At 48.1% G+C, this 26,303-nt stretch carries 13 protein-coding genes; 3 read left to right on the top strand and 10 right to left on the bottom strand.

The genetic code is table 11. From position 1 onward, the window contains the following. The first annotated feature begins 94 nt into the window (after window positions 1–94). Window positions 95–5,656 carry an S-layer homology domain-containing protein gene (locus tag QVE09_RS15480; protein ID WP_315937500.1) on the top strand — a complete coding sequence of 1,854 codons (5,562 nt, stop codon included), beginning with the start codon at window positions 95–97 and terminating at the stop codon, window positions 5,654–5,656. 264 nt (window positions 5,657–5,920) lie between these two features. On the opposite strand, the gene QVE09_RS15475 is transcribed toward QVE09_RS15480, so the two are convergent. The 10 genes from QVE09_RS15475 to QVE09_RS15430 all read right to left on the bottom strand — a co-directional run bounded on the left by QVE09_RS15475 (window position 5,921) and on the right by QVE09_RS15430 (window position 24,632). Beyond that, window positions 5,921–7,282: an FAD-dependent oxidoreductase gene (locus tag QVE09_RS15475; RefSeq protein ID WP_315937499.1), complete on the bottom strand. Its 1,362-nt coding sequence runs from the start codon at window positions 7,280–7,282 to the stop codon at window positions 5,921–5,923. 478 nt (window positions 7,283–7,760) lie between these two features. Continuing rightward, window positions 7,761–8,240, bottom strand: a complete 480-nt coding sequence (locus QVE09_RS15470) for a glutathione peroxidase (RefSeq protein WP_315937498.1) — start codon at window positions 8,238–8,240, stop codon at window positions 7,761–7,763. A gap of 239 nt (window positions 8,241–8,479) precedes the next feature. Continuing rightward, on the bottom strand, window positions 8,480–9,364 hold the full coding sequence (locus QVE09_RS15465; protein ID WP_315937497.1) for an ABC transporter ATP-binding protein: 885 nt from the start codon (window positions 9,362–9,364) through the stop codon (window positions 8,480–8,482). Window positions 9,365–10,026: 662 nt separating this feature from the next. Then, window positions 10,027–13,221: a GAP1-N2 domain-containing protein gene (locus QVE09_RS15460; RefSeq protein WP_315937496.1), complete on the bottom strand. Its 3,195-nt coding sequence runs from the start codon at window positions 13,219–13,221 to the stop codon at window positions 10,027–10,029. Then, window positions 13,218–14,477, bottom strand: a complete 1,260-nt coding sequence (locus QVE09_RS15455; RefSeq protein ID WP_024632789.1) for a TRAFAC clade GTPase domain-containing protein — start codon at window positions 14,475–14,477, stop codon at window positions 13,218–13,220. Before QVE09_RS15455 ends, QVE09_RS15460 begins: the two co-directional genes overlap by 4 nt. A gap of 90 nt (window positions 14,478–14,567) precedes the next feature. Continuing rightward, window positions 14,568–15,215: a beta-mannanase gene (locus tag QVE09_RS15450; protein ID WP_315937495.1), complete on the bottom strand. Its 648-nt coding sequence runs from the start codon at window positions 15,213–15,215 to the stop codon at window positions 14,568–14,570. 19 nt (window positions 15,216–15,234) lie between these two features. Then, window positions 15,235–16,518, bottom strand: a complete 1,284-nt coding sequence (locus QVE09_RS15445; RefSeq protein ID WP_315937494.1) for a vWA domain-containing protein — start codon at window positions 16,516–16,518, stop codon at window positions 15,235–15,237. Window positions 16,519–16,719: 201 nt separating this feature from the next. Continuing rightward, window positions 16,720–19,167, bottom strand: a complete 2,448-nt coding sequence (locus QVE09_RS15440; protein WP_315937493.1) for a transcription initiation factor TFIID — start codon at window positions 19,165–19,167, stop codon at window positions 16,720–16,722. A 1-nt stretch (window position 19,168) separates the two neighbouring features. Beyond that, window positions 19,169–22,558 carry a tubulin-like doman-containing protein gene (locus tag QVE09_RS15435; RefSeq protein ID WP_315937492.1) on the bottom strand — a complete coding sequence of 1,130 codons (3,390 nt, stop codon included), beginning with the start codon at window positions 22,556–22,558 and terminating at the stop codon, window positions 19,169–19,171. 280 nt (window positions 22,559–22,838) lie between these two features. Next, the gene (locus QVE09_RS15430) at window positions 22,839–24,632 is read right to left on the bottom strand and encodes a vWA domain-containing protein (RefSeq protein WP_315937491.1); all 1,794 of its coding nucleotides are present in this window, start codon (window positions 24,630–24,632) and stop codon (window positions 22,839–22,841) included. Window positions 24,633–24,894: 262 nt separating this feature from the next. Between QVE09_RS15430 and QVE09_RS15425 the strand changes: the two genes are divergently transcribed. Both QVE09_RS15425 and QVE09_RS15420 read left to right on the top strand, forming a co-directional pair. Further along, window positions 24,895–25,038: a hypothetical protein gene (locus tag QVE09_RS15425; protein WP_315937490.1), complete on the top strand. Its 144-nt coding sequence runs from the start codon at window positions 24,895–24,897 to the stop codon at window positions 25,036–25,038. A 2-nt stretch (window positions 25,039–25,040) separates the two neighbouring features. Next, entirely contained in the window at window positions 25,041–25,973 is a 933-nt protein-coding gene (locus tag QVE09_RS15420) for a hypothetical protein (protein ID WP_315937489.1), read from the top strand. The last annotated feature ends 330 nt before the right edge of the window (window positions 25,974–26,303 follow it).

The raw sequence follows: 26,303 nt of genomic DNA, 5'->3' as shown, positions 1-26,303 counted from the left end.
TTGGGTCAGGAACAGTTCCATGTTGTGTACGTCATCAAAATGATGTTCTGTAGGTCATTCCATAACATATCTACGGACACTAGGAGGTTTAATCATGTTCAAACAATCTTTACGCTGGAGAACAGTTATGATGTATGCTTTGATATTCACTCTTGTTCTCCCCAATGTCCTTCTTCCCCAAGCTCATGCTTCCACTAACGGAGATGTGAACATACTATCCGCGGTTAATAACAATGTCGATCGTAATCTGACAAGCGTTGTTTATGCTAACGGGAAGTATACCGCAGTGGGTGGAAAGGGACGCATTGTGCAATCTACAGATGGATTAAATTGGACTGTAGTCAATACTGGCGTGTCTAACGAAAAAACAACTTGGAATAGCCTCGTTTATGAAAACAATATATATGTTGCGGTTGGTACAGAATACAATCCCAATTCCAAAGCCAGATTGATCGTTTCGTCTGATGGCGAGACATGGGTTGATAAATCGTCTGTAATTGACGGCAACATTATGCAAAAGGTCGTTTATATTAACAACCAGTTTTATGCTGTAGGCGGTAAACATCCTACGAATAACCGTAATGATGATATCGGTATTATCTATTCATCCTCGGATGGGATGACATGGACACTATGGAGTACCCTGCCTAGAATTTGGCCCACAAATACAACAACAAGCACCTCCTTTAATTTGACGGACATGGCCTATATCTCTGGCAGATATGTTGTTGGTGGTAACGTATTAGGCGGATATGCTTACTCCAGTAACGGGACAAGCTGGACGAACGGATTCATAGGCAAATATGGCTTGGGAGAGTTCGCTGTCTACAATGGTAGGCTTCACATGCTTGAAAGCCAAACAAATGGCTACTCCAGCAGTGACGGAATAACGTTTACAGCCGACGCCTCCTATAATGGTATATTCGGCATACTGCAAGATGGCGCGACACTTTATCGTTTCGGCCAGGCTGGAAAACTGGATTACTCTACAGATAACGGCGTGAATTGGACTCCAGCAACCACAGTAACCAATATGACCATCCAATCTGTAGCTTCAAATGGAACGGGTATGGTCCTGGTCACCTCCGCTCCGAATAGCCTTGTTGTTACTGCCGACAAATCCCAATGGGAAAAGATCGCAGCTAATCTGCAGAGTGTAGCTTACAATGGAAACACATGGGTAATTGTAGGCGTTTCCGGTGCAAGTGCAACCGATAGCATTATACTGCATTCCGCGAGTGACTGGGAGCATTTAAATACAACCAACCAGTTACTGCCCAAGGAGGCTTTTTCCAAAGTTGCTTACGGGAATAACACTTTTGTTGCCATGGGTAAAAAAATCGGGGTATCCACCGATGGTGAACATTGGACACTCAGTGATCTTCCCGCAGATGTAACAGGCAAAGTAATAGCGCTGACCTATGGTGAAAGTGGAGGTTTTGTTGCAGTAACTGATACAGGTGATACGCTCAACTCCATTGAAGGATTATCTTGGACAAAGGGTACAAATATCAGACTGCCAGACAGGGATATATTTAATGTGAAGTATGCCAACGGTGAATATATCGCCACAGGTTACGGAGTAATTTGGAAGTCGGATACGAACGGTTTGAATTGGAATCAAATAATCGACTCAGATAATGAGATTTTCAATAATTATTACATGATAAACGATATTACCTATGTGAATGGAAAATATGTGATTGTTGGCTCCGATGATTATTCGTTACCTATTGTGCTAGAAACGACTGGTGTCCTGAACGCCAGCACGAACTGGACCAAAACTAATCTTGATAATGTCAATTCAGTTTACTTAAAATCAATTGCATACGGTGATGGCATCTATGTAGCTACAGGGATTTTAGAAGGAACTACACTTAAGTACATGATGTATTCTTCTTCTGACCTAGTAAACTGGACCTCTTACGATGAGAACACATTAGGTATAAGCGGCGACGGGTTAAACACCGTTTATTATCATGACGGAAAGTTCTATATTGCGGGTAATGACAACGCACGGATTGTACTCGGAGATGCTGTACCGAGCAGTAACAACGCTGGTCTAACCAATGTACTTGGACAGACTGATAGTGCTCCAGGAGGCGGAGATGGAACAACATCTGGAACAGCGGTTAGCTGGACAGTGAACGTATCTGACACGACCTCAACACTGGGACTTGCCGATCTTGTACTTGCAGACAATCAGGCCAAGATTGAGTTGTTCAGTGATAGCGATTATTCCACAGGTGCAGTTACAGGCAACTCAACGATCCCGCTCACCGCAGGTGGAGCTACCACTGCATACATTAAGGTGACGGCAGCCGATAACACAACTGTGAAATATTATGCAGTAACGGTGAACCGTACAGCTACACCTGAAACGACACCAGCCGCTGTAATCGGCTATGTAAATGAGCAATTGACAGGACTTGTTCCTAATGCTGCTTACTCAATCAACGGAGTGAGTGCTTCCGCGGATGGTTCAGGTCATATCGCTATCGACAACAGTTGGATCGGAACTACGTTGTCTATCGTAAAAACGGGCAATGGCACCTCAACTACAGAAAGTTCAGCTCAAACATTGGTTATCCCATCTCGTCCTGCAACTCCAACTGGCATTGGCAAGACCGATGAAACATCCATTGGCGCTCAGGATGGAACGATTACCGATGTCACAGATCAGATGGAATACAAAAAAGACATCAACGGCGCATGGACAACTATCGCTAACACAACTGTTACAGGATTGGAGCCAAGTACGTATTATGTGCGTACAAAAGCAACCTCCTCTTCATTTGCATCACTGGAAACGCCGGTGACCATTGATTCGGCATCTGCTACACCAGAAGCAACACCAGCCGCTGTAATTAATTATGTGGACGAGCAATTGACTGGGCTTGTGCCTAATACAGCTTACTCTATCAACGGAGCGAACGTTATTACAGATGGTTCAGGATATATCACCATAGACAACAGTTGGATCGGAACTACGGTGTCCATTGTGAAAACAGGTAACGGCATCACAACAACGGACAGTTCAGCTCAAACATTAATCATTCCATCGCGTCCTGCGACTCCACCCGGAATCGACAAGACCGATGAAACCTTTGATGGAGCGAGTGATGGAACGATCACAAATGTCACAGATCAGATGGAGTACAAAAAAGACGTCAATGGCTTATGGACAGCTGTTGATAACACTACAATTACGGATCTCTCACCAGATCGTTATTATGTGCGTATCAAAGCAACCTCTGCTGCGTTTGCATCACTGGAAACACCAGTGACCATTGGCTCGGCGTCTGCTACACCAGAAGCAACACCAGCCGCTGTCATCAGCTATGCAGATGAGCAACTAACAGGATTCGTACCTAACGCTCCATATTCCATCAACGGCGCGAGTGCCGTTGCAGATGGTTCAGGTCAGATCACGATAAACAACAGCTGGATCAGTACCACGTTGTCTATCGTGAAAATAGGTAACGGCACAACGACTACAGATAGCTCAGCTCAAACATTGGTGATTCCATCGCGTCCTGCGGCTCCAACTGACATCGGCAAGACCGATGAAACATTGAGCGGTGCTCATGATGGAACCCTTACGAATGTAACCGATCAGATGGAATACAAAAAAGACATCAACGGCTCATGGACAGCTATCGCTAACACAACCGTTACAGGATTGGAGCCAAGTACGTATTATGTGCGTACCAAAGCAACCTCCTCTACGTTTGCATCATCAGAAACACCAGTAACTGTAGGTTCCAGTGCATCGATCCCTGCTGCACCGAATGTCACTGCGGATGACCAGAACAACACCATTATCGGTTTGAACACTTCCATGGAATATCAAATCGACAATGGGACTTTTATCCACTATAATGGCTCCACTACGCCTGACCTCAGCGGTGAACATACAGTTAAGGTGCGTGTAGCTGCGAACGGATCTGTTCCAGCCGGAACGGAGACAACACTTCAGTTCACTGCGAATCTTGCAACCGACCTGATCGTGGTCGCTGTTGATCCTAGCGGGTCAACAAATAACGGAAAAACGCTCATTACAGTAATCCCTGCAATTCAGGTTAATGGACACCGCTTCGTTTACAAAAATTTCGGTAGCGGAAATATCAACATTCCATCTATTGGTGATGTAGCTACAGGCTACGAAAACTGGCCGAACAATGGTTTAATCAACGCAGCAAACGGAGATAAAATCGCTATTGTTGAGGTAGATGTCGAAGGCAAGATTGTAAAATTCGGATGGACTTCATCTGTAGTAACAAATGAGCCTGCACCAGGGACCAATAATCCTGATGTTCCCGTCGTCTCTCCACCTTCTGGGGGAAGCAGCACCACGAATCCGAACACAAATAACGGTAACAACAGTACTAACAATGCAAGCAACGAAGATGTCATCATAATCGTCAACGGCAAAACTGAAAATGCAGGGAAGATGAAAACAACGGAAACGAGTGGTGTTAAAACCACGACACTTATCGTGGATCCAGCGAGATTGCAAGCAAAGCTGAATGCCGAGGGCCCTCGGGCAATCGTCACCATTCCTGTCAAATCATCCTCCAATGTCATCATTGGCGAGTTAAACGGTCAGTCGGTGAAAAGTATGGAGCGTCTGTCGGCAACGCTTGTTCTCCAGACAGATCAGGCGAGTTATACGCTCCCCGCCTCAGAGATTAACATTGATGCTGTCGCGAAAAGTCTCGGTAGCGACCTGAAACTGGGAGATATCGTGGTTCGTATTACGATATCCAATTCTTCGGATAACATGAATCAGGTTGCAGTGAATGCAGCAGCTCAAGGTGATTTTACACTCATAGCTTCACCTGTTGATTTCACCGTATCTGGTGAATACAACGGCCAAACAACTGAAATCACGAAGTTCAACGCATACGTTGAACGCAGAATTGCATTGTCAGCCGAGATCGATCCGAATAAGATTACTACCGGGATTGTCGTAGAGCCTGACGGAACAGTACGACATGTACCCACTAAGGTTATCTTGGATAAAGGAACATTTTATGCCGAGATTAACAGTTTGACGAACAGCACGTACGGGATTGTATGGAACCCGCTAACATTTGCGGATGTGGAGAATCATTGGGCGAAAGATGCGGTAAATGATATGGGCTCCCGGATGGTCATCCAGGGTGTCAACGATACTACCTTCAATCCAGACAAAGCGATTACACGGGCTGAGTTTGCAGCCATCATCGTACGTGGATTGGGTCTCAAGCTGGGTGAAGGTCCACAACCATTCCGGGATGTCACTACGAAGGATTGGTATTCCAGTGCGGTTCAGACCGCGGCTTCCTACGAATTGATTAACGGTTTCGAGGATGGTACGTTCCGTCCGAATGACACAATTACACGGGAACAGGCTATGACATTAATCGCGAGAGCGATGAAGTTGACCGGTCTTGCAGACCAGTATGCTAATCTGGATGCTAACGAGATTCTCTCTGCATTTAAGGATAGCGCTAATGCTGGCAATTGGGCGAAGGGAAACATTGCACTGACAGCTAAGGCAGGCCTCATCAGCGGACGTAGTGATGGTCAGCTTGCAGCAAAAGCCAATGTGACGCGTGCAGAGGTAGCAACTCTGATTCAGCGCCTATTAAGCAAATCCGATCTAATCTAAAGATTATGAGCTAGCTCAAAGATCGGCCCACTTCACAAGAGTGGGCTGGTCTTATTTATTTGCCAACTTATGCGGTATGTACACTTTCATATTATTTACTTACTCTAGCTGCAATACACACAGCAACAGTCCACACACAAAAGAAGAAGACTGACGATATATTCGCCAGTCTTCTTCTCGTCTTGATAATCTATTTTAATTTGTAATCCATTCTCTTGGTCTGTTGTATATCACGCTCTCTGTTCAACCATCTATTCTGCTTGCTTACACCATTGCTGGTGCTTTTACTTCTATTGAAGGCAGTGCTTGCAGACCAGCCGTGTTCAGAAAGTTCCATGGTTTGTTGTAATGTGGCTGGAAGAAGAAGTCGATGAAGGCCAGTTCATCTACGGTCATGTTGTTCTGAATGCAGACAGAGATGGTATTGATCGATTGCGTCAGATCAACCTGAGACATCACCTGTGCTCCAACGATCCGACGAGTAGCCTGCTCATATACCACTTTAAGCAACAGTTTCTCAGCCGTTGGCATGAACTCTGGACGGTAGCTGTCTTCCAGTACGACAGATTCAACAATCAGACCTTCGTCAGCAGCAGACATTTCCGTCATCCCTGTACCCGCGATATTTTGCTCATAAATTTTGATACCCGATGTTCCTTGTGTACCCATGTATGGTGTCGTAGGACGAACCAGGTTGCGGGCTACGAGTGTACCCATCCGTACGGCGTTGGTTGCCAGCGGAATGTAAGATGCTTTGCCTGTTGGGTTGTAGTGAATAGCACAGCTGTCACCCGCAGCGAAGACGTCTTTTTGACTCGTTTGCATATATTTATCCACGATGATCGCGCCGTTTGGCAGCATATCCACTTGGCCTTTGAGCAGCTCTGTATTTGGACGGAAACCAATGCACAGAATAACCAGATCAGTTTCGAACTCCCCTTTGGACGTTATTACCTTGGTCACTTTGCCATTCTCTCCAGTAAACTTCTGTACCGTTTGACCGAGAGCCAACTTGATGCCGCGTCCAGTCAACGTATCTTCAATCGCATCCGTGAACTCAGGGTCCAGGTATTTGTTCAAAATACGGTCCACACTGTCGATCAGGGTAACTTCCTTGCCGTTCATTTGGAAAGCTTCCACCAGCTCTACGCCGATATATCCTGCACCTACAACCGTAACACGTTTGGCATCTTTGGCTTTTTCAATAATTGTGTTGGAGTGATTGTAGTTTTTGCAAAGTAAAATGTTGTCCATCTCGATGCCTTCAAGCTTCGGAACAACAGGCCATGAACCCGTTGTCACGATCAGTTTGTCAAACGTATCTTCAAATTCTTCCCCGGTTTGCAGGTTTTTAGCCTGAAGGGTATGACCCTTGGCATCAACTGCTGTAACTTCATGAAGCATCTTGGTCTCAACACCAAGCTCTGCCAATTGATTAGGCGAAGAATAGAACAAACCGTCAGGGTCTTTCACAACCCCACCTACGTAGAGCGCAATACCACAAGATAGGAAGGAGATATTGTCATTGCGCTCATACACGGTGATGGTAGCATCCGGGTACAATTTGGCGGTGTTTACGATGGCTGCGGTCCCTGCGTGTGTACATCCGATAACTGCGATTTTCATTAATAGTTCCTCCTCGAAATATATAAATGAGTTTGAATATAAGGTTATTATGGTTGTGAAATATTTCACTTCTTAATCGAAACTGTGTATGTGATTTATTTCACTTTATACACTCATTATAATGTGATCTTTTTCACATTACAATAGGTTGAGGAAAAAAAGTTTGTCGAAAGAGGTCACTTCCCTGTATTTAAGCATTTCTTCCCTTTATCTTATTGGTTTCATTGTCCCCAGATTTGTGTCGGTTTATGCTATGTAATGGCTTCCGCGATCCCTGTACGAACAAAGTGTGGATGTATAAAATTAGAGGCGTCTCCTGCCTTCATGTTTGACTTATACAAAAAATAAAAGGCTTCATTACAGGGTTGATTTCATGGAGCCAACTCCTACCTGTGAAGAGAATAAAGCCACGTATATAAAATAATCAAAGAAGCCTGTCCTTGCACATGCAAGGACAGGCTTCTCAAACGTTCATGTATTAACCAAGCAATTTCTCAATATCTGCAATCATTGTCTCGGGAGATTCTTTTGGTTCAACACGACCTACCACTTCACCTTCACGGTTAACAAGGAACTTAGTGAAGTTCCATTGGATGTCGCTTGTTTCACTTACGCCGGGTTGTTGCTCCTTCAGGTATTGGAACAGGGGATGAGTATCCTCACCATTCACATCTACCTTGGCAAACACCGGGAAATTCACCCCATAGTTAATCTGGCAAAATGATTCCGCTTCCTCACTTGTACCTGGCTCCTGCCCTCCAAACTGGTTACAAGGGAAACCAAGTACAACCAAGCCTTGATCGCGATAACGATCATAAAGCTTTTGCAATTCACCGTATTGCGGGGTCAGCCCACACTTGCTGGCTGTATTGGCAATGACCAATACCTTACCTCGATACAGATCCAGTGAGACCTCTTGGTTAGCGGTGGTTACCGCCTGATATGAATATACGGACATGACTGATTCCTCCCATGACATATGTTGGTTTGGGCTGTCGCGAGCACGTTGGCATAACCAATGAACCCACAGCCTGTCCTATTATTATAGACCTGATCCGATGCGATTACCAAATCCCGGGTCTACCCGTCCCCTTTGCTCCCCCGAGTTGTAAATTCCCCATGAATGCAAAAGAGCCGCGTACGATAGCGCACAGCGGCTTCATTCTATAATGTAAGGACCACATATGGCCCATTTCGTTAACTTCCTGTCGCTTGAACACGTGGTTCTGTCCGTCCTCCAGCATGAACCATCGCACTGTTCATGACCATTTGCTCTGGCGTCTTCGATTGCTGACGTTCGCCGGCAAGTGCGTATGGCAAGCAGAGCGGTACACCGGACCGCGGATCAATCACGATATCTGCTTCAATGTTGAATACTTCACGAAGCACATCCGAGTTCATGACTTCCACAGGTGAACCATGAGCAATGGCTTTACCTTTTTTGATACCAATCATGTGATGTGCATAACGGGAAGCATGATTCAAGTCATGTACAACCATAACAATGGTACGGTTAGCTGTGGCATTCAGCTGCTCCAGCAGTTGCAGTACCTCAAGCTGGTGAGCCATATCCAGGAATGTTGTAGGCTCGTCCAGGAAAAGGATATCCGTCTCTTGAGCAAGGGACATGGCAATCCAGGCACGTTGACGCTGTCCACCGGACAGTTGATCAATCGGACGATCGTGGAATTCTGTCATGCCTGTCACTTCAATAGCCCATTCAATCATGCGTTTGTCTTCCGCGCGCATGGAGCCAAATCCTTTTTGATAAGGAAAGCGACCATACGATACCAGTTCAGTAACGGTAAGTCCTTCAGGGGCTGTTGGATTCTGTGGCAAAATCGCAAGCTGCTTGGCAACTTCACGCGTGGACTGTTTATGGATGGACTTCCCGTCGAGCAATACATTACCTGCTTTTGGAGCCATAATGCGTGCCATCGTTTTCAGGATGGTTGACTTCCCTGAACCATTGGCTCCAACAAGTGCTGTAATTTTTCCTTGGGGAATCTGGATATTCAGATCCTCTACAATTAGTCTTTCCTCATAAGCGATATCCAGCTTGGTCGTCTCCAGACGAAACATGCGATCATCCCTCTCTCATTTATCCCGATTATGTAATCCGGCTATGACAACAAAAACGAAATTGTAATTCTGTGTATTTCCGACGCTAACATCTTATACACTAAAGATACTGATAATCATTATCATTTGTCAACATAAAAAACCAAATTTTCTTCTCTTTTCGTGCTTTATTTGGTCTTTCTGTAGCAGAAATCTCCCTCTTTTCCCAAGTACACATGAGATCTTTTCTCATTCATTCCGCGCACTTTATCACTTCTGACTGTTTTTCAAACTCTTGAATCGCAAATTTTGTGTCTGAATTGTGAATGTGGCCACTCCGATGACAGAACAACCTTCTGATCGCTGTTATCCCCAGATTTTTTGATCCTTTTTTAAAGAGTAAATCCGGGGATAGCATATGCTTCCGATGTAGCTTTCTTTTAGAAAGCTTTTAGGCGAACGTTTCACTTCTTCAGGTTATTTCTGTCCTCTCCGTTTTTGTGTAAATGTTAGTTCAATATATTCATCTGCGCTATAAAAAAAATAGATGACCTTGAAATCTAAAGTTCAAGGTCATCTCACATACGCTCGTTTAATAAGGTATGAAGTCAGCATTCTTTATTATTTGATCAAAAAACACTTAATAAATTTATGCTACATGCTCTAGTAATATGACTTACAGCTTAGTTAGGCTGAGGCATCAATTGGATTATAGTCATCCCGCCCTGAGTGCTCTGTACACTGGCAATATCCTCGGCATCAACATCTGCTGGAAGATCGATCTGCAATCCATACGGATAGAGACGATCTACCTCTCCAATAGACATCTGTGCAGGAGTGGTCGCATCCGCATCCTGTTCATTGGATACTGATGTGTCAGGCGATGTCGAACCTGTAGCTTGATCTGCATCGGTAGCAGGATCTGAAGTGGAATCACCCGATGTTGAAGGATCTGTCTGCTGATCGCCATCCTCCGTCTGCTCTGTGTTCCCCGCGTTTCCCGCTGAGGAGCCATCCGTGCTTCCTTCGGAAATACTTCCTGGACCCCCATCAGAGGCATCTTGGGTATCTAGCTCTTCATTCCGATTAAAGCTCTCCCACTTGCCTGTTGTATCCAACTCCTGAGTACTGCCATCCTTCATCGTCAATTGAAGTTTGCCTTGCTCAAACTCAGTGCTTCCCGTATCGTTCCTGAAACGGATCACCAGTTGAGCAAGTGATTCCGTACCCTCCTGTTTACTCGCAGGAATCATATAAGCAATCTGCTCCGCGAGTTGTACCTCGGGTTCAGCCGGTATGACAGGCTCCTGGGTAGATGGAGGGGATGCCGCTGGCGGTTCTACAGAATCTTTCATCCATGCATATGTACCGCCAGCAATACCCAGAACCAGGATCAAGAGGATTAATCCGAACAGATTTTTCCTTTTGCCCGTTAACATCCGCACCAGTGGGGAGGACAACTCCGTCTTCGCACGGTCATAGACGGGCTTCATTGTCTTGCTGGCTCTCGCATAATACGGTTTGAAAGCCGACTTCGACTTGAAAGCTTCACGGTCATGGGCTTTGAAATACGCCACGATGGCATCCGCATATCCTTTATGCGCATTGGACCCCCGGACAAACATTCGATGATCTCCCGACCATTCGAAAAATGGATACAGCCCTTCAGCACGACTTGCATTGGTGCGGATGAATTCAATCAGGCCAGGATAATCCAGTCGGTTGCTACCGCTTCCTCCCCGATAAAAAGCCATCGGCAAAGCTTCATAGGCCGCTATCCCCGGATGAGCCTGCAACTCTCCGGCAAGCCAGCGACGCGTCCAGCGCTGAAGTTCATTACGCTCTGCAAGAGAGAGTGCCTCCAGCTCCTCTTCGTCACTGCTTTCACCACTAAGCCACGCTCTCGCAGCCAGCATCATGTTCGTCCGAGCAGATACATCCGACCCTTGACGTGCCGCCCAATCCCGAACCTCATTGCCATGCTGCAAAATATCGATACTAAGCAGCTGTTCACGGTTAACCCGTTCCAGATCCAGATCCTGAATCATAAACAGGTTAATGACATAAGCGAGCTTGTCAGCAAGGCGGCTTAACTCCTCCTGATATGCCGGATCTTGAATGGCAGACGAAGATCCCCCTTTTCGATTAGGGCGGGCTGTAGCTTCAGATTGGCCAATTCGTGCCGTAATGCCTGTACCATAAGTATCTTCCACGGATACCCTGTCGAGCACACTAACCCGCTGGAGCGATTCATTTGCAGAATGCACAGGATTAGGTGCAGAACATAACCGTTCACGCAGCTCACTGGCTGTCCGCTCCAGCAAGAAGCTGTAGTGAATCGCAGATGGATGGGATGTAACCCATCTTCGGATCACTTCCACAACATTCGCTGCCGATTCGGTGCGTTTCAGCTGGTTGTCCAGATAAGGTTCGAACAATAACTTGGTGAGCGATTCATTGGCCAGCACTTTGTCAAAGAAAGCTCGATTCAGCTGCGGATCCCGATCCAGCACAGCATACAATTCCTGTACAGCACGCATACGCTTCTGAGCGCGGGCATTATTCACACCGTAGATGAAATAGTCCACAATCCGGGATTGCACCACGGGCGCGGCAACACTGAAATATTCTCCAATGCGAGCTGCGACGTCTTCTTCGGGTACGTTCTCACGCTTCACGCTGTCCAGTTCCCGGCTGAGCAAGGTCAGGAACAGCTCGTTCAGGCGGGAACGTTGCTGCAATCCACCATCCGGCTTCAAATAGGTCAGCAAACCACTAAGGACATGGCTTTTGTTATCCAGATACAGGTCTTCCATGCCTTGTTCCAGAGCATAGAACACGGAGAGTTCGCCATAGGCTTCAATGGAAAGCTCCCTTCCAGGCTCCATGCCGGACAACATTTCATCCGCAAATGTATAGAACGCATCCGCAGCACGAGGTTCCTGCAATAAGGCCCAGGCGAATTCCGCATAAGGTAACTTCGCCACAGATGCATCCGCATGTGTCACTCTGCCAGATACCAGATCAAAGGTGAAATCTTTCTCCGTATTCCGGTCTTTCGGACGCAAGGTCCCCCGCTCTACAAACTGAACGTGAATGCCCTTCTTGGCCTGTGGCTCCTTGGTAAACGTCATGAATCCCAGCTGCCGTCGGAATGCATATGGTAACGCTGTGTAGAGCAAACGTAACAATCCTTTGGCCCCTGCGGTCACTTCCTCTGCGGGAAGGTCCAGCGCAATGTATACTTTTCTGCGTGTCGCTACAGACTGCATAACCGCATAGAGCAGGCGCTTGAACAGCACTTCGTTCATCTTCAAGGCACTCAGCATCTGGCTTGGCGATGAATCGGCCGTAAGACTTCCCCCAGGTTGAGTCCATCCCTCTTGTCCAGTACCTGCATCTCTTGCCGCACCCTGTCCGTTTCCCTGCGATATAGGCAATTCAGCAAGCGTCGGCAATACTGTACCTTGTTCGATGTCATAGGACGTGGCGAACACGGCATCCAGCCAGCCGCCTTGTTTCATCTGCTCTTCCGAGCGTTCGGGAGACAAGACGTAGTTATGAGCAAAAAAGGCACTGCGCAGCCCGGTGAAATCCGCAGACTGGTACACATTTTGCCCAAGAATCGTCTCTCCACTCTCCAGATGAAGCAGGTGAATGGAAGCCGGAAACTTCGTCTCGTCCTTCTCGCTACGGCCTGTTAGCTCCGCTGGAGCGTCATAGACACAGTAGGGGTGAAGCACTTTTTTGATAAAAGAAGGGTCCAGTCCCGGCGATGCCGCAACCGTATCAAACCCCTCTGTTGTGCGAAACACCCCGCGCCGCTCTCGGGTATACAACTGTTGTTCAATGGGCGGGGTTACGGAAGAACGCATCATCCCACTCTCCCCTCAATGTACTTCAGCTTGTACAGCAGCCACAGGAAAGGTTCATCCACGCGAATCGGGCTAACCACACCCTGCAATTTCATATCCACCGGATTGCTGCCCAGCGCAGATACTGCAAAATAGGCTGTATCCTTGAAGTACACATCCATCGTGCCCTTGAATGGACGATCCACCTTCTCGATAAAACGCCGGATCTCCCCGTCGATATTCTCGAACTCTGTTAAGTCGAACCAATCGCGGTGCACCATGTTGCGGAAAACGTTACTGTTGGATTTGATATAATCCCCCTCTTCATCCTTGAGGGAATGCAGCATGTCGCTTTTCGTGAGCACAACGGCTGTTGGAATATTGGTCTTGGCTTTGTCCTGATAGGCGATAAAATCTCCAAACATCGTCAGCACCACATCACGCGGCTCATCGTATCGTGGCGTCCACTCTCCCGGCTCATTGCCGAGGTTAATGCGAATTTTGTCCCGAATCGAACGAATCTGAAGCGGGTCCACCATAAACAGGATACCTGCCGAGTTCTTGATATGCTGCCCGTGAAGTCCGAGATAATCCTGCTCCACCATACCTTCACCCGCAACGTCAAAGAACACCAGGGTCAGCGGCGCTTTATCTTCGTCCTTGAACACAAACTGGAAGATAAACGGCTCCTGCAACTTCTCCTTTTGCGTGGAATCCAGCAGATCGCCCCGTTCGAACAACGGTTCTTCATAATCCGCACGGAATCGGCGGCTGATCTCTGCATTCAGTGGCATGCAAGCCGCGTCAAAATGATCGGCCGTATAATGCTGCAATGTATGAATTAATGAAGTCATGTAGACAGATTTACCCACCTGGGATGCACCAATAATGGAAATGATATTGCTCGGTGCTTTACCTGCCGTAACAGGTAGCTCGTTATGACATTGCGGACACAACCGGCGACGTGTAACGACACCGTACCGATCGTTCAGACCCATCACGATGTTATCGGAATAAATCCGGTGTTCCTCCGGTACATCATGCGGAGCCAATACGGCCTCCATATCAAATACCGTATCGAGTCCGAATCTTTCACGATACCGATTCAACTTCGCATCTTCCCCGAGTGCGTAGTCCTCATCATCATCGCGGTGATGGGCGGCGCGGAACACGACCTCTTCCGGTGAAAACTTGCTGAAACAATAAGGGCACACAATATCATAAAACAGCGGACGTTCCTCCGGCTGTTGTCTCTTCAAAAACCGACTAAAAAAGCTCATAGCCACTCCCCTCCCCTGATCAGTCAGACTAAGGTGATTTACACTTGCACTACGATGACAGAGTAACCTTCCAATCGCTAGTCCAACTATCTAGTCTGATATTAGCCGATAGGCGGCTCCATATTTCGGTCCGTCCGTGAAGAATAATCGTACATAATCATCCTTGGCAACTTCAACGGGCGGCATCTCATTTCTTCCGGGAGCAAAATCACTCACAAAAGGATACACCGTACCATCTTCCTTATTCAGCGGAACCCCGCCCTGTTTGCGAACATAACAGAGTGCTTCCTTCGGAACAGGTACTTCCGCTGTGACGGTGATCAATACACTTTTTCGTTTCTGAAAAAAACCGCTCTTGTAGCGAATGGAAAAGCGGATGTCCGCCTTCCCTGCGCTTGCAATCACCATGTTGTCCTCGTCTCGTTGACGGATCAGTACAGGTCCCTCTTCCTCCATCTGGCACACATACACTGTGTATTTGATGGCACCAAAACCTGTGATCCGATCCGTGTAACCATTGCTCGCCTTATATTCCTCTCTCGTGTACAGCTTCAGCTTGCCCTGTGCAGGCTCTTTCCCGGTACGATCATCGCTCATCATATCCAGCTCCAGCCGTTCCACATAAACAGCTTCTACCCGTTCCGGCCAGAGCCAGCGAAGTGTACAACGTCCTTCGTCCACCGCAAGTGTCAGTTTTCGAATCAAGGGTGTCGAAGGGTCTGCATCCGTAAACCGCATTTCCATTGACCTCCCGACGTTAGAATCCTTTGCTGCGTGTATCTCTAGGTCTCTGACCAAACCCTTCGGCAGAAGAAGTTCCGCCGCCAGCTTCACGACGACCCCTGCTCTTCCGCGGCGTGTTCTCCTTAATCGGAACAATCCAGGAGAAGAGGGTCAATACGCCAGACAAAATGAGCATCGCACCAAGACGTACGAATGTATCACCCACGTTCGAGCCGTCGAGTCCCCACTCCAGCAGAAGCCCTGCCAGTAGACCCGACACCGCACCACCAATACCAAAGCTGAGCGCGAGATGACGGTTATCAAACACGAGTCCGAGTGACACACCCAGTGCTACTCCAATCAGTAACACTGCTGCTACACGGAAAATCGCCAGATAAACGCTATGCTCCATCATACCTGTACGCTCCGTTACCAGTGTCCGTTCATCAATCGTATCGTAGATCTGCTGGAATGCCAGATTCAGACCACCGGAATCCGGTACATCATAGTACATGCCACCCGTTTGCTGGGCAATATTACGCAGCAGATCCGTTCCTGATGGGTCCACCAGACTGAGGCCGACTGTATTAATGGAAATTTGTTCTTTGTTATATTGGGACAAAATATCGGTCGTGTCCGCTTCACTGAAGCCATCGGATAACAAGATGACGACGGTACCGCGTTTTTGGTCCTGTTTGCCCTGAATCTGTTCCATGCCTTCCCGCAGCACGGCATCAAAATTGGTGCCGCCCGAAGTCGTGACAATGCCATCGATTTTGCTATACACCTCATTTTTGGCCGCTTCACTGTCCAGCGCAATAAACGGCTGCAATAACTGCGGCTGGTCATCAAACGTAATGACAGCTACCTGTTTGTCACTCTCCATTTGGCTGATTAGTGTCTTGGCGGCTTCAAAACGTCCGTTATCGGGATCTGTATCATTCATGCTGCCCGAGTTGTCGATCATCAGTATAATATCTTTTACTTGCTTCGCACCGCCTGGATTGATCTGATAGAGCAATTGGAGGGCTAATCCAACAACAAACAACAGAGCCAATGTTGCCGGAACAAGCAATTTCCACGACAGTCCCAGATACCGGAGCTTCCATGAAGCACCATTCAGCTTGGGTGAGATCATCTCTGCGATCAAACAGAACAATCCCACACTCAGCGCCAGTACGCCAAAGTATAATCCCATCAGCAACAGACGTGGCATCTCCCCAAGCCATTGACGCAGCATGATTTCTCCTGCCGCAAAGCCCACTGCCCCGCCAATCAGGCTGAACAGGACCAGGAGAAGATTGATTTTTCGCTGCATGTCCACATGCATCCTTTCCATACCAGCCGTAAGCAGGCTGAGTTAATACAAAATTGATTCGGGTAATTATTCGGTGTCCTGGATGTAAAACAGATCCGCGTCTAATCACGGAGTCGCAGACAAACATCGGGTTTGCTCGGCGCAACTTCGCATCAGCAGCCAATCTGTACCTCCCTTCCATCCATAATGCCGCCAGACGTCTTAACGGATGGGTGACAACTTCTCCACCAGACCTGCGGGGTGAAGTTCATAGCCATTTTCCGTATATGAGTCGTAATATACCTTACCGTTCCGATACACCATGAGATCCTCCAGATGAAAACCTCCCATCAGATTCAGCTTCTCTACACCACTGCTGCGTTCTTCGTACACTACACCCAGCTTGTAGATGCGTGACGTCTCTTCGGCATGTGCCGCATAGTCCATGAAAGCACTATGATGATCACCAAAGAAATACTTCTCTTCATATCGATGTTCCTGCGTATAATCGAATACCCGGACCCGAACAACCGCCTGATCCTCCAGCGTGTGGTACAACCTGCGGAACAGATCATCCCGGGTTAATACGTCTTTGTCTCCGTAGGCAATCGTTACATTGGCTCGCTGCAACAACTCTTCTTCAAATGGCAGTCGCAACGGCTCGGCCGTAAGCAGCAACGAGTGACATACCTCCATCATCCGTTTCAACAGACGATCATCGCCTTCTGTGGCAAGCCGGTTCATGTCTCCCATGTAACGGTCCTCAAACCATACGTCCCGTCCGCGTTTGGCTTCCAGGTCGATGATTAGCTCTTCCGTCACTTTGCCGTAGTACTCCATCACGTTCTGTCCAATGTATTCATCCGCAGCAGCGATACTTTGGGTAGCTGTCTCTCGCAGTGTGCGTTCCAGCGCTTCAAGTGCTACTGTGACGTGGCGACTGAAACGGTGAAGCTCTTCCATCTCCGTATCGTAGATGCGCAGCAGATGTAATTCATTTTCCAGTCGCAGTAATTCTACCTTGGGTACATATACTCGCTCGAGCATGCAGTCAATCAGATTGCGTACATTCTGTTTATCACGGAACAACGCTCGTTTGAACGACTGATCTTCCACTCGCTCTTGCTGACGTTGCTCCAGCAGAGCACGTGCCGATTCAAGCTGCATCGATTTGTCCCGAATCAGTCCGAGCAGCGCTTCACGTACACTGCCAGGCTCACTGTCACTCCAGGCTGCCCACTGGAAGTAACCAACCTCTGGATGCTCCGCGCGGGACTGTTCGGCCTGACGGCGCAGAGAGCCGCCAGAGCTGCGTTCGCGCACACGCTCTTCGACAAGACGAACAACGTTATCGCGGAAGTACGCTTCAGCTCCTTGTCCAAACAACGCTCTCTCCGCTTCACGAAGTGAGAGCGGCTTCAGATCGGAGAAACTGACATTATGCGTCATGATGCCACTCATGCCACTAACCAGATCTTCATTGGGCAGCAGGCCTTCGACTTTGCGTTCCACTGAGGCTGCGTCCAGTCCAAAGAAAGCGAGCTTGTCCTTAATGCTCCAATCCGGCTCTTGCCGCATGCGTGCGAGCAGATACCGATACATGTGATATAACACCGCCAGTGCAATTGGCTTGTTTGGCCGCCTGATCTCGGCAAAACCCGCACTTGCATAACCATGCTGATCAGAGGTGGTACGAATATTGTTTTTAAAGGATGTATTGTTGTACGTGTTCGCTCCCGTGCTTGAAACGCTACCCGAGTGATCCACATCCTGCTTCCTGTTCTTCAACAGGCAGATGCGGCAGATGATCTCGGCATTTTCGATCCAACCACCGGGAACGCCGGTTCCACGCTCATTTTTGTCGGACAACAGATATACCAGATCAAACAACGGGGAAGCGGGATGTGTAACCGGAATGGAGATCCCATCCTCCGTTACCAGCAGTTTACCGCTGAACGTGTAGTCCAGCGACTGCATATAATCCAGTTCCCGCAGAAAAGCGAGGCCTGCTGCGCTGGCATATCCGAAGGAATCTACCTGTTCCATCTCGCTGACCAACACATGCAGATCCGTCTGCACGGACTTGAAGGCTTGGGACAAAATGGTCTCCGTCAGCTTGGTCAGCTCTGGCAACAATACATTCAACGGATCATCCGCTCTGGTTACCACCGTAACGTAAATCCGATCAAATGACGAGTATAACCGTCCATATTCGGCAATTCGGTTACTGACCCGCCGAAGCGTACGATTCAGATCGTAGAGCGCCTGATCCGATTCGTGGAAACTGTGGTGCACATCCTTACGCCGTGTTTTGGATGGTCGCTCTGTCTGCCCAGTGGACAAAGGCAAGCGGTGAAGAGTCACCTGAGCGTCATCGGAAGAGCCACCATTCCTCGTTTCACCCGAACCCGCTTTCTGATCTTCTGTCCCAATCTGAACGTAGACCACACCGTCTCCGTTATCCCATTTCAGCCGATTGATCTCCTGCACAGCAGACACAGCAGGTGCAACCAGATCACCCACAAACAGGAACAGCGCCGGGTAATGGATACTGCTGCGTCCATCCCCCAGGCTGCCTTGACGCTCCTGCTCTATTGCATACTGCGCTGCATAATCCTCCAGATCGCGCCTCAGGGTATTGTTCGAATTGAACTCCATCCCGGCCGCCATCTTACTTCAGCCTTCTGCGAATGTCGTTCAACTTGGACGACATCGTTCTGTAGAACTGATAGATGTCTTCTCCGTTAGCCAGTTCTACCCGCTCGTATTCGAGACGATCGCGCGATTCCATGAACAGCCCAGCTAGATCATCCAGCTTTGTCAGCAGTGGGGTGATATCCTCTGAAGCCGTGAGATCGTTATCGCGGCGGGAGGCTTTGCGCAGCAATGTACTGCGATCCTTCTCCGCCAGACCGCGGAAGTTGCCAAACACTTCATACTCGGCAAAGTTACGGCTCTTCATCAAGTTTGCGAACGGCTCCCATGCGTCTTCTTCCGGGTCACGGTCATAGACGTAGAGCGCACCTTTTTTGACGATGGTATCGGTATATAACGCTTCGATGAAGCGGTCATACCATTGCTCCTCGTCCTGGTACTGGGCAAGAATGCCTTCGAGTTCGGCGACTTTGGCTGAGATGGCATTCATCTTCGCAAGTTCCTCACGGACACGTGCAATCAGTTGCGGAGAGCGTACCAGGTTTTCTTTGGCCATATCTTCATTAATACTGCCGAAAATATCCTTAACCCCTACACGTGGCAACCCTTCGGATTGCAGACGTTTCAGCTCAATCACCGCCCGCTTCACTTCCCCGAGGTTCGGCGTAGTGGACGTCAGACGCATGTCGTAGGCTCCCAGTTTGGCAGACAGATCAAACGCTTCTGTTGTCACAATCGCATACCGGTTACTTGTATTCTCATCAATGGATTTGGCTGTCACGATGTTGTATCCGAGCGCCTGCTCGAATTCGCTACGTACACGGGCGTTATACTGCTTCACGCGGGCGTTCTCGTACACATCTCCCCATGATTTCTCCGGAATCGGAGACGGTAGATAGGTCCAGTTGTTTTTCTCCGTTTGCACCAAGTGACGACCAATGCCTTCTTTGTCCAAAATGGTACGTTCATAACTTTCCTCATATACCTTGAGCGGTGTATACACAAAGAGTGGTACCCCGTTGCGGGTGTTCAGCCAGAAAATCCGGTTGCGAACTTCACTTTCCTTGACGGTAAAATGAGACTTGCCTACCGCATTGTTCTGATAATTACGAATCCCTTTCAGAATGCCCGGCGCCTGTGCCGGTACCGATACAAATCCCCATGAAGGGAAATGCAGACTGCCCGTACTGTTGCTCAGATTAAACACCGGAACGGCCTCATCATCCAGCTTGCCAGCAATGAAACGTTCCACGAATTTCTCAACCGACTCATCCTGACCGTATTTGATCACCAGGAAATCTTCCATGGATCGGGTAATCAGATCACCAAATTTCTCACTCAGGAAGTCAGAGATGGAACTGACGATATCAATCTCGTTTTCTTTCACCCACTGGCTGGAGTTTTCCAGCAATTCACGGGAGAAGTCACGGATCAGATCATCTGTATCACGCTTATCCAACAGCCCATCCACCACACTGACGATATCCGGGACACTTACGACGTTCCAGTAATATGTCTTGTTGCCTTTATGATCGGCTTGTTCTTCGCCGCGTGTCAACAGATCACCGTTCTTGGCGAATATCGAGCTAAGGGCGTTCAACGTTTCGGTAAATACGTTATAAATGCGGCTGTTTTCCTGGTTCAGCAACTCATACAGATCTTCATAGAACTCGATCATCTGATCATTGCGTTCCACGTCGGCGTGCAGCCAGTACTCATGAATTTTTGCTTCAATATAAGCATTCTTTTTCTTCTCTTTGGAGACAAAAGCACTCTTCGCATCGCCCAGCTTCTCTTCGGACTGCTCCTGAGCTGCTTCAATATCACGCGGAATGCGGAAGGCATTCTCACGCAAAGTTTCGATGTACGACTGAATCATCTTCAGTACACAGAAGCCTTTTTCCGTATAAATTAGACGGGAGACATAGAACGGACCTTGTTCGGGATGCAAAAACATACGCCGGATCTGTTCGGTGAACTGACCGGCAATCTCACCCGGCAGTTGTTTCTTCGCCTTGATATATTCCTCGCGAGCACGCGCCAGGAAGTTCTGTTCCAGTTCGGTGTCCATGTTCACAACCTGTGATTTCACCACGTTGCCATAAGATAGACGTTCGCTGTTCTGATAACCAGGCAGTGGCTCTGGCACGCGCGCTTCAAAGGACTTGACCACACTTTCGAGATCAATACCCAGCTTGCGGGCAAACTTCTCGGTGTCCTCCTGGTTCGGTGCTTTGGAGAACATGGTGTTCATTTTGTCGAACATCCGGTAAGCCAGATAGGTGGTCATCTCTTCAATTGGCAGTACAGCCGAAGATGCACCAATGATGTTGTAATCATAGTTAGCCGGGTACACCTTGTTCATCTGTGCAATGTTGGTGCGAATGTTGCTGATATAGTCATGGATCGCGAACTCCTCACCAGACTGCTTTTCCTCACTTGCCATGAAGTTGGTAATGTTCTCGGCCGTGACGTTCATGCAGTAATCGTAGGCGTTCTCCAGCAGTTTGCCTTCGGTATTCGTCGCAGAGATCAGGTGACACAGGTTAAATGGCGGCAGTGGTGAGTTGACGGTTAAAATATTGCCGTACTTTTGTGTAAATCGCTCACCACGGCTATCCACGTTCATCCAGTAATCCAGCTCTTTGAGCGCAGCATATCCGTTCTTGCGAATATACTCGCGAGTGTGTTCACTCAAGCTTTTGTTGGACAGGTTCACGTCTGGTGTGAACAGATATCCAAGCGTATTCACGCGATCAATCCCGGCAGAGCCGTGATCACGTTCGATAATGCCACGCACGATATAGGAAATATCGAGGAAACAGCCGCTGCCTGTACCGCCGGACAGACCTGTCAGCAGGAATACCATCAGTTTTTTGTTGGTGCCTACAGATAAGGTTTTGATCTTTTTATCGATGGCCTGCACGACCTGATTAATCTTCGTGAACAGGAGCAGACGTCCAGCCTGACGCACACCTGCGGCGCCATTCATGCCGTCCGTGATGCTCAGTTCGGGAGACAGCCAGTCTGTAATATATGGCTCCAGCACGCTGCGGTTTTGAAGAAGTCCGCCGATCTCGGCATTGGATAGCAGCACGAATTCATTGATCGGATCAAGTCCGATTCCTTTATACTTTTTGGCGCGATCCTGTTCGTTCGTTTCAAAAGCCAGAAACTCCACATTGTCCGGCTTGTCCATTTTCTTCTTGGACACCGGGTCCTGTGGCAGCTTGAAACGACGATTGATCTGATATTTCAGTCGCAGCAGCGCGTCAATTCCCGTTCCCCCCAGACCAATAATCAGAATGGGGTTATCAATTGTATCAACTCTGATCTTCTCACTGACAATACCTCCGCCAAGTGATACATCCAGTTGCTGAATATGTTCTCTAACAATCGGTTTCATTCCATGTCCTCCCTTTAGTTAGACCAGTTGGGCACAAACTCATTACACTTGCCACTCCGATGACAGAGTAACCTTCCGATCGCTGTTATCCTCAGATTTTTTTGGTTCCCTTTTCTAAAGGGGAAAATCTGAGGATAAGCGTATGCTTCCGATGCAGCTTTCTTTCAGAAAGCTTTTAGGCGAACGCTTCGCTTCTTCAGGTTTTCTCTGTCCTCTCCGTTCTCGTGTAAACAATTATATCCAACTTAAATTTGCATTCCTTTTAAACCAAACAATCAACTTACACCAGATACTCAATTAAAATGGTCTTGTCCGCCTGTTGCAGCGGGATGCTCAGTCGGTCACCGTTCTTCAGTTCAACGCCTGAGCTTGCATCAACTGCACGACCGGATTTCTCCAGCGTACCGCCTGCGGTGTTACGGATTATAATTCGATCCCCATTGCTGGGCGTAAATACATATTTTTCGGTTTCCTTCAGCTCAGGGTCCAGTTGCAACAACTGATGCAGATGGAATCTGCCCCGGAAGGATACCAGCTTTTTATATTGTGGATATGACTTGTCTCCCGTGTTCTCATCTCGAATCTCCACAATCATCTGACCTACAAAACCCCGGTTTTTGCGTTTCAGCCAACCCATCAGGAACCAGACACCAACACCGACCACAATCAGGGCTATAACACCCAGGATGACAGGCAACCAAGGAAATGGCTTCTCCTGTTCACCGCCTGGCGTTGTTGGTTGAGTCCCACTTCCGGCTGCTCCGCTCGCGTTGATCATAATCGGCGCACTTTCACGGTAGAAGCTGTCTTCTTCCGCACGGATGACCAATTCATAGTTATGATTGTCTGGTACTTCAAACGTTCCGGCAAAACCAGAACCTGTGTTTTCCAGCGATTGTTCTTCACTCTTGCCCGTATCCACATCTTTCACGACCAGCGTGGCCTTCATATCTGCATACAGATCATTATCCTGAAGCGGCTGACCGCCATTCTCCAGTTTGGCTGCAAGATCAACCTCGTCCCCTTTGGTATAGGACTTGGTCTTAATTGGGTCCACAACGAGCTGAAGATCATAGTTGAACAACAGGTTGATATCGATGCTGTCTTTCGGAGCCCCTTTTACCCGAAGTTTCCAGTCACCTTCTTGGGGTTTCAACAGCTTCACGAGTGAATAACTCTTCGACGTCGAGAGCTTTGCTGCGTCTGAGTTTAGATCCACGGCTTGTCCGGAAGGGTCCGTCAATTGCACTTCCACCGGCTTCGAGGACATGATCGAAATGTTTGCCTCCAATACACTGTCATTCGGTACATTCACGGTAACTTCCTGATAACTGCCGTTTCCCGTTACAGAGGGCAGCTTCACCACATTCAGTTTGGCATGATCGGCGAAGATCTCACTCAAAATATGTGGTAGATCATCCGGCGTATCGGTAATGAATGACTTGCCTCCGGTCTGCTGGGCCAGGTCTGCGAGTGCATTTTTGTTCAACTTGCCATCCGCGTTCAGTCCAATCGTATACACCGGGATACCCTGATCCTGTGCTTCCTTCACGGCTTTTGCCAGGTCAGCATCGGATTGTGCCTGTGTACGGCCTTTGGTTTTGTTAAAGTCATTGTTGCCATCCGCCAGCAGCACGATCATTGGCGAGTGGGATGGATCTGCACCATGATTCAGTATGTTCACGGCTTCGGCGACACCTACAGATACATCGGTATATGGCCCCCGGCCGAGCTGATCAATAAAATCCTTCAGGCTGCTCTTGTCCGCATCGGACTGAATCTCCAGCATAGCCTTTTCCCGCTCCACCTGATCGGTATAAGCGACAATCCCTACCTTGTCCCCCTGGACTGGCAGCATATCAATAAACATTTTCATGGCTTCATTACTGATCTTGTCACGGTCACTTGTATTCATTGAGTTACTTACATCGGCTACAAGTACCGCATCGATTCCGCTTGTCTGTGCCTGAGCCGCTGCAGCTTTTGGCAGCAACGCTTGAGGTAACAGTAGCGTTAGAATTGCCAGCAGAACCATCGTTCCGCTGAGCCAGCGTATTTTGCGTGTCCGCAGCATTGGGTGTACTCCTTCACGTTTGAGATTAAAATGGGAATAGTTTATTATAGGCGTCAAGCCTTAAGGAAATCTTAACAGTCTACTAACAAATTCTGAAAAGCACCCCTATCTTGAGTTACAGTTTTGTAATGACTGACAAAAATCGACGATTTCATGCCTTGAACTGGCACAAAAGTACCAACTATGGAAATATGATATAGTTATTGCCAGCAAACTGCAATATAACAGTGCTTGTTTACCAAGCCATAGAAGGGAACGAATTATGGTTACATACGGATGCCTCGCCATATTGTTTCTTTTTGTCATCATAAAGGTAATTGCACTCCAGCTTCATCGGCGGAAACCGGTCTCCAGCGAAGACACGGATCGTACCCTCTACACTATTCTGAATGGTGAGCGTGATTGAGCATGAGTACTAAACTAGTTGTATCCATACGACCATTTCAACGAACGACCTATGCCTATGAAAAGTTGCAAGTCTGCACCCGTTGTGGACAGTACACCTGCCTGTGGGAAGAGGAGTGCACGGCCTGTGGCCGGGGTACCCTCAATTCCGTTCAGGCGAAGGCAACTTCCCGTGTGAAACGCCGCATTGCACGCGACCTGTTCATTACGGTATTGTTCGGTGCAGCGGCCACCTATTTTGGTGAGACCATAGATCAGACCATGGCGGCAGCCAGCGTTTCCCTGCTGCTTCTGGCCTTACTGATCTTCATGCAGAAACGTTCATTCGAGGTAGAGCAGCAGCGCGAGTTGAAGCGCACGTTGCAACAGGATGAGGAACTCATCCGCCAGGGAATCAACCGCAACTGGGCTCTGGTCGCCGAAGCCCGAAAGCAGGATGAAGCACTTGCCTATGAGATGCTCCGCGAGATCGGCTCCCTCGTCTACAATGACCGGATTCGACTGCAACAGGTTGCGCTGTTACAATCCTTTGTCCTGCGCAGTGACATGGATCTGCAACTCAAGCCCTTGCTGTTACGCAGCTTCGAGCGGCTGCTGGCTGAATATATCGGTGAGATTGCGCGGCTTAAGCCGGACTTGATCCGTGAAGATGCGATTCGTTATATCGCGACCTATGAAGTGAACATTTTACAGCTTCACAATGGAATTCAGATACTTACAGCCGTAGCTGCTGCTGCCGTGCGCAAGAGCAAATATATTGAGTTATTCCCTAGTCTTATTACCCGCTACGCCCGCTTTATGCCCAAGGATCGATTCATGCGGCTCTATCACACGATTGAACGCTATCCGAGCAAGGCACGCGGGGGATTGGCAGAGTCAGTAGGCCGGGTGTATAACGAGAAATATCGGGATCAATACGCAGATGTTCAGCTGTAGGGATGATATATTGAGAAAGAAAAACGTAGTTTAGTGCAAACTCACTCCCTGTATATAGACGAATGCAATTTCATCCATCCCTGCATGCGCGTCAGCACCACAGATCGAAGGTTATGATTCTAATGATATAAGAATTAATCCAAAAACACCCCATCCTTAGGTCTAGGATGAGGTGTTTTGAATTTTATGGAAGTCTGCCACGTGCTATACGCAGTACACGTACAGAAAGAAAAACTAGATGGGGCATCCCTAAATGGCATCTTCCATGGATCAAGCAGGCGCGCAAACAGGCACTCGCAGATGACAGAAAGAATAAGCGGAAATGATCAT

This window comes from Paenibacillus sp. ClWae2A, assembly GCF_032452295.1.
In the GTDB taxonomy this organism is placed as follows: domain Bacteria; phylum Bacillota; class Bacilli; order Paenibacillales; family Paenibacillaceae; genus Paenibacillus.
This window is presented reverse-complemented; position numbering and strand designations above follow the sequence as displayed.